Origin of the sequence: Rhizobium sp. 862_C5_N1_2, assembly GCF_051811205.1 — a bacterium.
In the GTDB taxonomy this organism is placed as follows: domain Bacteria; phylum Pseudomonadota; class Alphaproteobacteria; order Rhizobiales; family Rhizobiaceae; genus Rhizobium; species Rhizobium leguminosarum.
Genome location: NZ_JBPWPT010000001.1, coordinates 4,915,282 through 4,928,391, shown reverse-complemented (window position 1 = coordinate 4,928,391; position 13,110 = coordinate 4,915,282). Strand labels below are relative to the sequence as shown.

At 61.4% G+C, this 13,110-nt stretch carries 14 protein-coding genes and 1 pseudogene; 7 read left to right on the top strand and 8 right to left on the bottom strand.

Annotation, left to right across the window (positions count from 1 at the left end):
* Positions 1–12: 12 nt before the first annotated feature.
* Positions 13–594 carry an Lrp/AsnC family transcriptional regulator gene (locus tag ACD590_RS24220; RefSeq protein WP_439003490.1) on the bottom strand — a complete coding sequence of 194 codons (582 nt, stop codon included), beginning with the start codon at positions 592–594 and terminating at the stop codon, positions 13–15.
* Positions 595–618: 24 nt separating this feature from the next.
* Here ACD590_RS24220 and ACD590_RS24215 point away from each other — a divergent pair, with 24 nt between their 5' ends.
* Positions 619–1,005, top strand: coding sequence for a RidA family protein (locus ACD590_RS24215; RefSeq protein ID WP_439003488.1), 387 nt, complete (start codon positions 619–621; stop codon positions 1,003–1,005).
* Positions 1,006–1,049: 44 nt separating this feature from the next.
* Here the strand turns inward: ACD590_RS24215 and ACD590_RS24210 are convergent, their stop codons facing one another.
* Positions 1,050–1,757, bottom strand: coding sequence for a glutathione S-transferase family protein (locus tag ACD590_RS24210; RefSeq protein ID WP_439003487.1), 708 nt, complete (start codon positions 1,755–1,757; stop codon positions 1,050–1,052).
* A 114-nt stretch (positions 1,758–1,871) separates the two neighbouring features.
* On the opposite strand from ACD590_RS24210, the gene ACD590_RS24205 reads away from it, so the two are divergent.
* Positions 1,872–2,765 carry a LysR substrate-binding domain-containing protein gene (locus tag ACD590_RS24205; RefSeq protein WP_439003486.1) on the top strand — a complete coding sequence of 298 codons (894 nt, stop codon included), beginning with the start codon at positions 1,872–1,874 and terminating at the stop codon, positions 2,763–2,765.
* A 3-nt stretch (positions 2,766–2,768) separates the two neighbouring features.
* Here ACD590_RS24205 and ACD590_RS24200 read toward each other — a convergent pair whose 3' ends face one another.
* On the bottom strand, positions 2,769–4,352 hold the full coding sequence (locus tag ACD590_RS24200) for a peptide chain release factor 3 (RefSeq protein WP_131707783.1): 1,584 nt from the start codon (positions 4,350–4,352) through the stop codon (positions 2,769–2,771).
* Between the two features lie 91 nt (positions 4,353–4,443).
* On the opposite strand from ACD590_RS24200, the gene dut reads away from it, so the two are divergent.
* A complete protein-coding gene (dut, locus tag ACD590_RS24195; protein ID WP_439003485.1) occupies positions 4,444–4,914 on the top strand; it encodes a dUTP diphosphatase in 471 nt (156 codons plus the stop codon).
* The gene (locus ACD590_RS24190) at positions 4,914–5,813 is read left to right on the top strand and encodes a GNAT family N-acetyltransferase (protein WP_439003484.1); all 900 of its coding nucleotides are present in this window, start codon (positions 4,914–4,916) and stop codon (positions 5,811–5,813) included. The genes dut and ACD590_RS24190 overlap by 1 nt, the downstream gene beginning before the upstream one ends.
* 213 nt (positions 5,814–6,026) lie before the next feature.
* On the opposite strand, the gene ACD590_RS24185 is transcribed toward ACD590_RS24190, so the two are convergent.
* Together ACD590_RS24185 and ACD590_RS24180 are read right to left on the bottom strand one after the other, a co-directional pair.
* A complete protein-coding gene (locus tag ACD590_RS24185; protein ID WP_439003483.1) occupies positions 6,027–6,554 on the bottom strand; it encodes a hypothetical protein in 528 nt (175 codons plus the stop codon).
* 327 nt (positions 6,555–6,881) lie between these two features.
* Complete coding sequence (locus tag ACD590_RS24180; protein ID WP_018244453.1) at positions 6,882–7,346, bottom strand: Lrp/AsnC family transcriptional regulator; 465 nt, start codon at positions 7,344–7,346, stop codon at positions 6,882–6,884.
* Positions 7,347–7,445: 99 nt separating this feature from the next.
* Here ACD590_RS24180 and ACD590_RS24175 point away from each other — a divergent pair, with 99 nt between their 5' ends.
* A complete protein-coding gene (locus ACD590_RS24175) occupies positions 7,446–8,360 on the top strand; it encodes a DMT family transporter (protein WP_018244452.1) in 915 nt (304 codons plus the stop codon).
* A 44-nt stretch (positions 8,361–8,404) separates the two neighbouring features.
* On the opposite strand, the gene ACD590_RS24170 is transcribed toward ACD590_RS24175, so the two are convergent.
* Positions 8,405–8,923 (bottom strand): Dps family protein, encoded by a 519-nt coding sequence (locus ACD590_RS24170; protein WP_018447826.1) that lies wholly within the window; start codon positions 8,921–8,923, stop codon positions 8,405–8,407.
* Positions 8,924–9,157: 234 nt separating this feature from the next.
* Here ACD590_RS24170 and ACD590_RS24165 point away from each other — a divergent pair, with 234 nt between their 5' ends.
* Both ACD590_RS24165 and cysK read left to right on the top strand, forming a co-directional pair.
* Positions 9,158–9,775 carry a LysE family translocator gene (locus ACD590_RS24165; protein ID WP_439003482.1) on the top strand — a complete coding sequence of 206 codons (618 nt, stop codon included), beginning with the start codon at positions 9,158–9,160 and terminating at the stop codon, positions 9,773–9,775.
* Between the two features lie 143 nt (positions 9,776–9,918).
* Positions 9,919–10,881 (top strand): cysteine synthase A, encoded by a 963-nt coding sequence (gene cysK, locus ACD590_RS24160; protein WP_018244449.1) that lies wholly within the window; start codon positions 9,919–9,921, stop codon positions 10,879–10,881.
* A 196-nt stretch (positions 10,882–11,077) separates the two neighbouring features.
* Here the strand turns inward: cysK and ACD590_RS24155 are convergent, their stop codons facing one another.
* Both ACD590_RS24155 and ACD590_RS24150 read right to left on the bottom strand, forming a co-directional pair.
* Complete coding sequence (locus ACD590_RS24155; protein ID WP_439003481.1) at positions 11,078–12,148, bottom strand: DUF4037 domain-containing protein; 1,071 nt, start codon at positions 12,146–12,148, stop codon at positions 11,078–11,080.
* 52 nt (positions 12,149–12,200) lie between these two features.
* Positions 12,201–13,103 (bottom strand): annotated as a pseudogene (locus ACD590_RS24150) (YifB family Mg chelatase-like AAA ATPase); the annotation flags it as partial.
* Positions 13,104–13,110 lie beyond the last annotated feature (7 nt).

Here is a 13,110-nt window from a genome sequence, read left to right as displayed (position 1 = left end):
GGGAGCGCTCGTCTATTCCGGCAGATGCATATCAGGCCAACTGTCGGTGACGCCGGCCTGTACCGGACGCTCCAGATAGGTGGAAAGCGCGATATAGCTGCGGGTGCCGGTGACGCCGGGAACGGCATGGATCTGCGAGAGAAAAGCCTCCAAGGCCTGCGGGCTGGCGGTGCGGACCTTGAAGAGAACGCTGGCGTCGCCGGCGACCGAATGCATCTCCTCGACCTCGGGAAAACGCAGGACCTGCATCAACCGCTCGCTCTTGCCCCAGCCGGCCGCTTCCACATGCACGAAAGCAAGCAGCGGCTTGCCCAGCGCTGCGCCATCCAGCGCGGCATGCACGCCCTTGATGGTGCCGGATTGTCTCAGGCGGCGCACACGCTCATGCACGGCCGGCGCCGACAGGCCGACCGTTTCGCCAAGCCTGGCATAGCTCTGGCTGCTGTCGGCGGCGAGCGCGGCTAATATTTTTCGGTCGAAGGCATCGATGACCGGCTGCTGTGGGCGTCTTTGCCGAAGATCCTCTGTATTTTTCGCCATTCCGCAAAACCCTCTTTCTGCCGAAGAATAATCGTCGATACTGCCATTATTCAATAGAATATTCGGAGGAGAGATTTCATGGAGATGATCATGCGCAATCCGGCAAGCGGGGTCTATCCGGCCAGCCCTGATTACATCCATGCGCTGGAGATCAGGCATCCATCCCGGTTGCTCTTCGTCAGCGGCACGATGGGTCTCGATCAAGAGGGAATGGCGGCGGCCGATCTGGAAGCACAGTTGGAGCTCATCTGGTCCAATCTGCGCGCCATCCTCGCCTCCGCTGATATGACCGTGGACAATATCGTGCGGCTGACGAGCTATCTCAGCGACGGCGCCTTTATGGAGGCGAACCAGAATGCCCGCCTTCGGGCCCTTGGCGGCCGCGCCGTGCCGACCACGGCGATCATCGTCGAAACGCTGCGTGACGACTGGCTGGTCGAGATCGAGATCATCGCTGCCGGCTAAGCCACATTGGCCGTCGCACCGCAGGGGTGCGACGGCGGCGGCGATCAGGCCGCCTGTTTCAACAGGCCGAGCGTTTCGGCGAGATCGACTTCGCCGCGGAAACCGCCACTGCTTTTCGCCTCCTGCCGATGCTCGATCGCGTGGGCAAAACGCACGGCCGGCTCCTGCTGCATGCGCTCATAGAGGCGATGCAGGCCGGGAAACTGCCGGCGGTCGACGACCTTATGGAAATCGTTCCAGCGGGCGATCCCGACGAAATAAGCGTCAGCCAGGCTCGGCCCGTTGCCGAGAAGCCATTCGCGGCCATCGAGCAGATGCTCAAGCGTCTGATGCGCCTTTTCGACCGCCGCGCTGCCATAGGCCGTGAGGGCCTGCTTCTGCTGCGGCTCCAGCGGGTGTTCGAACGCATACCAGAGCGGGCCGAAGGCCTTGAAGAAACTGGTGTTGAGAAAGGCGAGCATCTGGTTCAGACGATCGAAATCCTCCGACCCCTGCGCAAAACCCAGACCGCCGCCGATCGCCCGAGCGCCGATATGATGGAGGATCGCCATGCTTTCGCTGATCGTCCTGCCATCCTCGAGCAGCAGCGACGGCGTTTCGCCGACTTTGTTGATCCTGGCATAGTCATCGGTGGAGACCATTTCCGGCATCTCGACGCGGCAGAGCCGATAAGGCAGGCCGGACCATTCCAGCGCGACGATCGAGCCAAAGGAGCAGCCCTCCGGCACGCCGTAAAACAATATGGGTGACATCAATCGTTCCTTTCAGAATTGACCCCGTTTGGACACGATGAATGTGAAGATGTGGACGATCCTGCGGTAGAGGCTATAAATGCGTCGCAATGTCCACATATCTGGAAGATGACAATGGCGCTCTTCAACCTCAACGACCTCCATCTTTTCGTGCAGGCCGTCGACAGCGGCAGTTTTACCGCCGCCGCCAGGCATCTCGGTATTCCGAAATCGACTGTGAGCAAACGCGTTGCGGAGTTGGAGGCACGGCTTGGCGTTCGGCTGATCCAGCGCACGTCGCGAAGCTTCGCGCTGACCGAGCTCGGCCGGGAATTCTTTCAGCACGCCCAGGCCTCGATCATCGAGGCGGAGATGGCCGAGGGCATCGTGCGGCGGCATCTGGCTGAACCGGCCGGCAGCGTTCGCCTGACCACCTCGGTGCCGACGGCGCAGTTTACCTTGACGGAACATCTACCGGCGCTGGCGGCACGTTATCCGAAGCTCAGGCTCTCCGTGCACGTGACGGACCGCTTCGTCGACATCGTGCAGGAAGGCTTCGACATCGCGCTGCGCAGCCATCGCGGGCCGCTGCCGGATTCCGCACTGGTACAGCGGAAGCTCGCCAGCCACCCTTTCTTCATCCTCGCCTCGCCGGATTATATCAGCACCCATGGGCAACCGCGCCGGCCGGAGGAACTGGCGCAGCATGCGACGATCATGACGAGCCTGACGGAGGATCAGTGGCGGCTCTACTCCGATGGCCGCGACGAGGCTCTCGTCACGCTGCATTCCGTCATGGCGGCGGATGAACCCTATGTCTTGATGGAAATGGCCGTGTCGGGGCTTGGCATTACCTGCCTGCCGACATCCGTCTGCCGCAAGGCGCTGGCAGACGGGCGGCTGGTGCGGGTGCTGCCGGAATGGACGGCGGGCAGCATCGAAACGACGATCCTGATGCCGCATCGGCGTGGCCAGTTGCCGGCAGTGCGCGCCGTCGTCGATTTCCTGGCCGAACGGCTGGCGGGATAATGATCACGCCGCCTTGGCGGCGTGATATTCCTTGATGGCGACCATCTTGATCGCCGGATGGCGCTCGGATTCATAACGCAGCGAGAAACCGTCCTGAGCGAGGAAGACCGGGTCGCCGTCGAGATCGCGGGCGATATCGCCGCGTTTGACGGTGAGGAATTTCTCGAGATCGGCCGGCTGCTCGGCCGAGATCCAGCGGCAGACGGAGAAACGCGACATTTCGAAGGAGACCGGCAAGCCGTATTCGGCCATCAGCCGCTCCTTCAAGACGTCGAGCTGCAGGGCGCCGACGACGCCGACGATTGCCGGCGAGCCGTCTTCCGGCGAAAACAGCTGGACGACCCCTTCCTCGGCCATCTGCTGCAGGGCTTCCTTGAGCTTCTTCGCCTTCATCGCGTCTTCCAGGCGCACGCGGCGAAGGATTTCCGGCGAGAAGTTCGGCACGCCCTGGAAGACCAGGGATTCACCTTCGGTCAGCGTATCGCCGATCCGGAGCGTGCCGTGGTTGGGAATGCCGACGACGTCGCCGGCATAGGCGGTGTCGGCGAGCTGGCGCTGCGAGGCGAAGAAGAATTGCGGTGCCGTCAGGCCGAGCTGCTTGCCGGTGCGGGCGAGCCTTGCCTTCATACCGCGCTCGAGCTTGCCGGAGCAGATGCGGGCAAAGGCGATGCGGTCGCGGTGATTGGGATCCATGTTGGCCTGGATCTTGAAGACGAAGGCCGTCATCTTGTCGTCGGTCGCATGCACGGTCCTGGTATCGGCGACCTGGTCACGCGGCGGCGGCGCGAAATCGCCGAGCGCGTTGATGAGGTCGCGAACGCCGTAATTGCGCAGCGCCGAGCCGAAAAAGACAGGCGTCATATGGCCTTCCAGGAAGGCCTGGCGGTCGAACGGACGGCAGGCCTCGATCGCCAGCTCGGTCTCCTCGATGAAGACCTGGCGCTCGTTTTCCGGCAGCCTGCCGGCGACGCTCTGCGGGCCGTTGACCGGCGTTCCCTCGATTTCGGTATCCGAGCCGCGCACCGTGTTGGCGGCGATATTGTACGAGCCGCAAAAGGTCTTCGAGCGGCCGATCGGCCAGGTGATCGGCGCCGTATCCAGCGCCAGCTTCTCTTCCACCTCGTCGAGGATCTCGAAGGGATCGCGGCTTTCGCGGTCCATCTTGTTGATAAAGGTGATGATCGGGATATCGCGCATGCGGCAGACTTCGAAGAGCTTCAGCGTGCGCGGCTCGATACCCTTGGCGGCATCGATGACCATGACCGCGGCATCGACGGCCGTCAGCGTGCGATAGGTGTCGTCGGCGAAATCCTCGTGACCCGGCGTGTCGAGGATGTTGAAGACATTATCGTTATATTCGAAGGTCATCACCGAGGTGACGACGGAGATGCCGCGTTCGCGCTCGATCTTCATCCAGTCGGAGCGCGTCTGCATGCGATCCTTCTTCGCCTTGACTTCACCGGCAAGCTGAATGGCGCCGCCGAACAGCAGCAGCTTTTCGGTGAGCGTCGTCTTACCCGCGTCCGGGTGGGCGATAATAGCGAATGTGCGGCGGCGGGAGACCGCCTCGGCGAGACTTTCGGCCATACTTGTGAATCCTGTGGAATTGCCGCGTATCTAGCGACTAAAGGCCGACTTTGCAATTGACCTCGGCGTCGCGCGCGCAAAGTAATGGCCCATGAACATTCATCACGACGTCAGCCCCAGGCTGAACCTCATCCGCCTGCCGGATGGCGAAGGCCTCGATCTGCCCGCCTATGAAAGCAAGGGGGCGGCCGGCATGGACCTGCGCGCTGCCGTTGACGAGGCAGCACCACTGACGCTTCTGCCCGGCAAACGGGCGCTGGTGCCGACCGGCTTCATCTTCGAGATCCCCGAGCATTTCGAGGGACAGGTGCGGCCGCGTTCCGGCCTTGCCTTCAAAAACGGCATCACCTGCCTGAATTCGCCTGGTACCGTCGACAGCGACTATCGCGGCGAAGTGAAGGTGCTGCTCATCAATCTCGGCGAGGAAGCCTTCGTCATTTCGCGCGGCATGCGCATCGCCCAGATGGTGATCGCGCCGGTGACCCAGGCACGGGTGGCCGAGATCACCGAGGCAAGCGAAACGGTGCGCGGCGCAGGCGGTTTCGGCTCCACAGGCGTCTGATGGCACAGCGCCTCGACAGCGCTGGCCTGACCTTCCGGCAGGACTATTTCAGCGACCCCGCCGGCTGGGCGGCGCTGGTCTGCCTGCTCAGGGATATTTTCGGCATCGATATCGGACCGCTGCTACAGCTCGGCGGCCCTGATCCCACCAGCATGCCCTTCGGCTGGTTCGACGCCGAAGGGGAACTTGCGGCGAATATCTCGGCCTTTGCGCTGCCCTTCGTCCTTAACGGCAGGATCGTCCATGCCGCCGGCCTGCAATCCGGCGCCGTGCGGCCGCCATGGCGCGGCCGCGGGCTCTATCGCGACGTCACGGTGAAAGCGCTCGACTGGTGCGAGAAGCAGGGCTTTGAAGCCGTCATCCTCTATACCGACAAACCGTCGCTCTACGAAGCCTACGGTTTCCGCGCGATACCGCTGCACCGATACGAGGGACCGGCGCCCGACCTTTCGTCTTCCGTCGCCCGCGCCCGGCCGCTTTTGCCGACAACCGCGGATGATCTTGCCCTGCTGCAATCGCTGCTGAAAAGACGAAGCCCGGTTTCGACCTCGCTGGCGGTCACAGTCAATGCGGCGATGTTTCTGATCAACACCCAGCTCGATCCCGATATCCGCATCAGCTTCCTGGAAGACCGGCAGGCGGCGATCGCATGGAAGATGGATGAGGCAGGCCGCTTCAGCCTCCTCGACGTCGTGGCGGCGGAGATGCCGTCGCTTGCAGCGATCCTTGGCGGACTGGAGATCGCCCCCGCCTCTGTCGAAGTGCTTTTCCGTCCCGACAAGCTCGGCTGGGACGGTGTTCCGCAACCGTTGGAAAGCGGCACGAGGTTGATGCTGCGCGGGCTCGGCCATGCCACCCCGGATTTTCCGGCGATGTTGTCGCCGATGGCGGAATTCTAGAGCAGTTCCAGGAAAACTGCGCAGCGGTTTTGCGACCGGAATGCGCAAAACAAAAAGGCGTTTCGCCGCCCAGCCCCTAACTTAAATGTGGAATACTTTGTTTCGCAAATATCTATCGCGAAACTCCTGCTTTTGCGAGCGAGTCTTGCGACAGATGCTCCCTTGGAAAATCGGTGATCCCGGTGTTGTCATCGTTTGACGGATTGGGGTCATTCAGCACGCGGAACGTGCAGCGTAGTCTGCAATCCACATTTGCTCGCACCACGCGTTCTCACCAAACTGCGTGATTTCTAATCTAGCCGTCGCGGGCGTCAAAGTCTTAGCCCACGGAAGAAAGCGATTCTCGATACGAGCCGCTATTCGATCGAGCTTTTGAGAGGCTGATCGTTCATCAGCGCTCTCCCAATGAAAGCGCTCGTAATCATAATTCAGATTCTGAGGCCGATAGATTAATTCCTTATCGTCATCTTCGAGCGGCTTGAATTTATATGGATAATCGAAAACCTCTGTGGGGAACTTGCTTGGAATCTGTTCGGTCCTATCCCGCAGAAACGAGTGCCGAAAACAGAGAATATGCGAGACTGACCCTGGACTGCTCATCCGGCCTCCCAGCCGGAGGAGCGCAATTGTAAAGTGCTTCTCGGGTAAGTACAGCGTCTTGCTCTTCGACACAAAGCCAATCCGAGCTAAGCGGCCAGCCACGCGCTCGTTAAAGAGCATATCGAAACCATCTTTATCCATAACAGCTCGGTAACATAAGCGCGAGCGAGTTTCCATCGCACCCAAATCGCGCCGGTGCATTTACAAATAACAAAATGGTGGGCCACGAATCGATTGTTGGAGGTTCGCAACGGGGTGAAAGCTAAAAACAGCTTTGTTGCAAAAGTCCCAATTAGGCGACAGCTTTTGTGATTGAACTTTTCGGCGTCGTAGAACTAACGTTTCGCAATGCTGCACGAAGATATCAACAGCAAGATAAACTGCCCAAGCACCTACCCCATAAAGAGCTTTAGCGCCAATATCTACTTGAATTCCACATTTCCGTTAGGGGCTGGGTTTCGCCGCCCCCTATTTCCGCCGGGAAAGCGGTGGCAGCCGGCGCTTGACGGGTGAGGCCTTGATCATAGCGGTGTTGGTCTCCGCCCTTTCGGCGACCCGGTCGAGGATGCCGTCGAGATCGGCCATCGAGCGGATGACCAGGCGGGCGATAAAACAATCATCACCCGTCACCTTGTCGCATTCGATGATCTCGGGAATTTCCTCGATGATGCGCTCGACGATGTGCAACTGTCCCGGCAGCGGACGCACGCGCACGATCGCCTGCAGGGGATAACCGACGGCGGCGGGATCGAGATCAATGGTGAAGGCCTTGATGACGCCGCGCTCCTCCAGCCGGCGCAGGCGCTCGGCGGCACTCGGCGAAGAGAGGCCGACCTGCTGGGCCAGTTCCTTCAGCGAGATCCGCGCATTCCCGGCCAGCGCCTCCAGAATGGCCTGATCGATTTCGTCGAGCGATTGCACATCATTAGCCACGGCGAGATATTCTCCTCTTATGATTAGGCGATATCGATCATCTTCCTTCTTATCCTTATATAAAATCGCCTATCGCCGCAATATTCTTATGCCACCGAAATGGAGGCAATCATGGGCAGTGACATCAAAAGAGGCACGGTGGAAATGACGGCAGCGATGCTGATCTCGGGGACGATCGGTTGGTTCGTCGTCATGTCGGGCCAGCCTGTCAGCGGCGTGGTCTTCTGGCGCTGCCTGTTCGGCGCGCTCACTTTGCTTGTCATCTGCGGTGCTCTCGGGCTGCTGCGGCCAGGCATCATCACGCTGCGCGCCTTCGGCATCGCCATATCAGGCGGTATCGCCATCGTCTTGAACTGGCTGCTGCTGTTTGCCTCCTACTCGCATGCGACGATCTCGATCGCGACGACGGTTTACAACACCCAGCCTTTCATGCTGCTCGTGCTCGGCGCGCTTTTTCTCGGCGAGAAGATCACGGCCACCAAGCTGTTCTGGCTGACACTCGCCTTCGCCGGCATGATTGCCATCGTCGAGGCAAAACCGGGGACAGGCGGGGCGGCATCTGACGGTTACGGCCTCGGCATCCTGATGGCGCTCGGTGCCGCCTTCTTCTACGCGCTCGCCGCCCTTGCCGCGAAATGGCTGAAAGGCACGCCGCCGCATCTGATCGCGCTCATCCAGGTCGCAACCGGCATGCTGATGCTGGCGCCGATGACCGATTTTTCTCATCCGCCCGGCGATGTCGGATCCTGGGCGATCCTGGTGACCGTCGGCGTCGTCCATACCGGGCTGATGTATGTGCTGCTCTACGGTGCGATCCAGAGGCTGCCGACGCATCTCACGGGCGCTCTGTCCTTCATCTATCCGATCGCGGCGATCCTCGTCGACCGGCTGGCCTTCGGCCACGCGCTGCAGCCGATGCAGATCGCAGGCGCCGCGATCATTCTCCTTGCCGCCGCCGGCATGAATCTCGGCTGGACGCCGCGCTGGCTGCGGCCGCGGGCGGTGGAGAGCTGAACCGGGCGTTCGATCGGGATGGCCGAGACGCCCGGTTGCCGACATTACCTCTGCGGGCGCGTCGTTTCGAACAGGAACCAGGTGCGGCGCTCGCCCTCGTCGATCCAGTTCTCGATCAGGCTGGCGGTTGCGACATCATTGTGCTCGTCGCAAAGGCCATGCACTTCGCGCAGCAGCGAAACGAGTTGAGCGTTATCCTCGCGCAGTTCCGACAACATGTCTTCGGGCGTGACGAAATCCGCGTCATTGTCCAAAAGGCGCTGCTGACGTGCGATCTGGCCGATGGAGCGCAGTGTCGTGCCGCCGATCTTGCGGGCACGCTCGGCAATGTCGTCGGTCATCGCGAAGATCTGTTCCGCCTGTTCGTCGAGCAGCAGATGATAGTCGCGAAAATGCGGGCCGGACATGTGCCAATGGAAATTCTTGGTCTTCACATAAAGCGTAAAGACATCGGCGAGCAGTGCGGTCAGCGCCGCCGAAATATCGGTAATGGCGTTGGTCGGCAGGCTGGACGGCGTCTTGAGTGGCGAAAGCCTGCGGGTTTCGGCTGGCGTATGGGACATTTAATCTCTCCTTGGTGATGAAAATCTCTAGCGCCACCGGCCGGGACAACCGCGGCGGGCCGCGCTGATCGCGCATTTGCAGAGAGAGAAATAGCAAGGCCGGGTCGCTTTCCAAGTAGATCATGGTCTAACAGACCTATTCCTTATGGTTATGGACCGATCAGCGCCAAAGCATTGATGAGGAAACGGCGCTTGCCTTATAGATGGGCTGTGGAAGCCCTGAGGGTTAAGAAGATGAGCCTCACCGTCCTGATCACCTATGCCGGAGCGCTGTTCATCGCCGCGGCCATTCCGGGACCCGGGATTACCGCGATCGTCGCGCGTGCGCTCGGCTCGAATTTCCGCGAAACCTTCTTCATGGGTCTCGGCCTGGTGATCGGCGACATGACCTATCTGACCGCGGTCATTCTCGGCCTTGCCTTCGTGGCGCAGACCTTCACCGAGGTGTTCATAACAATCAAGATCGCCGGCGTCCTCTATCTCGGCTACATCGCCTGGAAACTCTGGACGGCGGGGCTGCTGCCGCAGGATATCGCGGCGCGGAAATCCACCAATATCGGCCTATCCTTCCTCTCCGGCCTGCTGGTGACGCTCGGCAATCCGAAGACCATGCTTTTCTATGTCGCCCTGGTGCCGACGCTGATCGATATCGGCAATATCGGGCTACGCGACTATGCACTCCTGCTCACCACCACCTTCGTGGTGCTGATCGTCGTGCTCGTGCCCTATATGCTGCTTGCCTCGCGGGCCCGCACGATGCTGAAGCAGCCGCGGGCCTTGCAGGCGCTGAACCGGGTTGCCGCCGGCATCCTCGCCGGCACGGCAGCCTTCATCGCCACGCGGGCGGCCTGAAATAAACATTCGGCAAGAAACGGTTTTCAAAGGTTTTTTTCTCTCCTGATCGCCACTCCAGGTCGAACGCGGTCTGGCCTAGACGGGTCTTTGACCCTATTCTCCCCCTCGATTTCAGAGCAGGATTTCAAAGGGAGAGCACCATGTCGCACAAGCCCGGCCGCGGCCGCATCTATTCCTCGATCACCGAGACCATCGGCGACACGCCGCTCGTGCGCTTCGACAAGCTGGCGCGGGAAAAAGGCGTCGTGGCGAACCTGATCGGCAAGCTCGAATTCTTCAACCCGATCGCATCCGTGAAGGACCGTATCGGCGTCGCGATGATCGAGGGCCTCGAAGCGCAAGGCAAGATCACCCCCGGCAAGACGGTGCTGATCGAGCCGACCTCCGGCAATACCGGCATCGCGCTCGCCTTTGCCGCCGCCGCCAAGGGGTATCGGCTGATCCTCACCATGCCGGAGACGATGTCGGTCGAGCGCCGCAAGATGCTGGCGCTGCTCGGCGCCGAGCTGGTGCTGACCGAGGGGCCAAAGGGCATGAAGGGCGCCATCGCCAAGGCCGAGGAACTGGCGTCCTCCCTTCCCGATGCCGTCATTCCGCAGCAGTTCGAAAACCCGGATAATCCCGAAATCCACCGCAAGACGACGGCCGAGGAAATCTGGAACGATACCGACGGCACGGTCGATATCGTCGTCTCCGGCATCGGCACCGGCGGCACGATCACCGGCGTCGGACAGGTGCTGAAGAGCCGCAAGCCCGAGATCAAGATCATCGCCGTCGAACCGGCCGATTCGCCGATCCTGTCCGGCGGCAACCCCGGCCCGCACAAGATCCAGGGCATCGGCGCCGGCTTCGCGCCAAAGATCCTCGATACCGGCATCTATGACGAAGTCGTCACCGTTTCCAACGACGAGGCCTTCGAACAGGCACGCCTCGTCGCCCGGCTCGAAGGCGTGCCGGTCGGCATCTCCTCGGGTGCAGCACTGACCGCCGCCATCAAGGTCGGCATCCGTCCCGAGAACGCCGGCAAGAACATCGTCATCATCATCCCGTCCTTCGCGGAACGTTATCTGTCGACGGCGCTGTTTGAGGGATTGGGGAGCTGAGATTGGGTTTTGCCCGGGTTTCTACGCCGTTTATCTTCGCCGGTATCGGGGCGCTTCGGCGCCCCATTCTTTATGTGGCAATCGTCAGCAGTGTGCCGCGATCACGGTTGGATTGAAAGTTTCTGCCTTCTGGTCGATCTTGCCGGACGGGCATGGCAATGAGGGATCATCCTCCCAAAGCGGAGTTGAGACCGCGTCAGCCTAGCAGTGCGGCGATCATCCGTTGTGACCCGGACGGATCCTCGAGCGCGGGGGTTAGATCACTCACCTGGTCCAGTGCGCCGACGACTGGAAGTTCTTTGACCAATGGGTCCCGTATCCCCTTAAGTGTTGCCTCGACCAGGTCGCCGGCATTGATCGTCGTGAAGGGGCGTTCGAAGTACGGACCAATGACCGGCTCGAACTTGCCGCCGATGCCGTCCGCCAGTTGGCGACGCGCCAGCGCAAGATAGGCCGAAGCGAGCGCCTCTCCGCGCTCCTGCCATCCTTCGGCCAGCAAGACCCGCTGCAACAGCGGTGACAGGGTTTCGGCAAGCGGCAATCTTCCGAACGCACTGCCAAACCACTTCGCGTACGGCGCATAGCGGCGGTCGAGCAGGAAACCCATACGCATGATGTCACGCGCGAGCCGGCCCGCAACCACGCGGGACCCCAGATCGTCGCCAACCTGTCCTGCTCGGCCAACAAAGGCCTGCTCCTCGGCAATACGCCGCCACTGACAAGCGATTTTGTAAAGCCAAACGTCGTCAGGGAAATAGGCTAGTGCCGTTCGGGCGCGTGTCAGCCTTCTGTCGTCATCGTGGAAAACGGCACCTCCCGTGAAGGCGAGCAGTCGCTGTTCGGCGAAGCCCAGCCACCGCAAGGGAGCAAGGTTATCGGCGGACCGAACGGCCAGAAGCCGTTCCAGCGTGGCCTCAAGGGTGTGGAATTCGAGTCCATGCTCAATGGCGCCCGCCGCCTCCGGGCCATTTGTAGGAGGATGCGGGCGACTCCGCCACCCAATAGGTTCACCAAAGTAGCTGGTGGGTGCCACCTGCGTGAATTCAACGACCAACCGTCGGGCATGGTCGTTGAATCTATCTGTGCTCAAGAAGATGTGGACCCGAGGCCCCCAGTTGTGATCCCTGGAAACCTCGTCGTCTAAACCAAGCAGCTCCGATCCAAATCCAATTAACGCCGCTGAATGTGGGAGTTCCGGCGCAACACTGGTCAACCAGGGCCTGACAACGTCCGCGTAGAAGCGACGCGATAACTCAATCCCCTGCATGACCTCTCCTTCAGATCACTGTTTCGTTCAAGGCGCTTCGGCGACCCCTTTCTTAAGCCGCCGCCGTCAGCCTTTCGCCGGCGATGCGGTAGGAGATCGCTTCGGCGAGATGGATGCGGCCGACTGTCGGCTTACCGTCGAGATCGGCCAGCGTGCGGGCGACCTTGAGCACGCGGTGGTAACCGCGGGCGGAGAATTTCATCTTTTCAGCGGCGTCGCGCAGCAGCTGCAGGCCGCCTGCGTCGGGTTCGGCCATTTTCTCGATCATCGCTGTGGAGCAGCGGGCATTGGTGCCGATGCCCTTGGCGCCAGCGCTTTCGAAGCGCTCCTGCTGGATTGCGCGGGCGCGGGCGACGCGACGGGCGACATCGGCGCTGGTTTCGGCCGCCATCGGCCGGATGAGGTCGGCGGCGGAGACGGCCGGCACATCGATGCGGATATCGATGCGATCCATCAGCGGGCCGGAGATGCGGCCCTGGTAATCACTCATGCAGCGCGGGCCGCGGGCACAGGTATGGCCCGGCTCACCGGCCATGCCGCAGCGGCAGGGGTTCATCGCCGCGATCAGCTGGAATTTCGCCGGATAGGAGACGCGGTGATTGGCACGCGCAATGACGCATTCGCCGCCTTCGAGCGGCTGGCGCAGCGCATCCAGCGCCTGCGGCGTGAATTCGGGAAACTCGTCGAGAAAGAGCACGCCGTGATGGGCAAGCGAGGCTTCGCCTGGACGGGCGCGCAGGCCACCGCCGACGAGGGCTGCCACGGTGGCGGAATGATGCGGGGTACGGAAGGGCCGGCGATCGGAAAGCTTGCCGCCGGAGAGCTGGCCGGCGATCGAATGCACCATCGAGACTTCAAGCAGCTCGGCGGCCGAGAGCGGCGGCAGGATCGACGGCAGCCTGGCTGCCAGCATCGACTTGCCGGAGCCCGGAGGACCGACCATCAGCAGGTTGTTGACAACG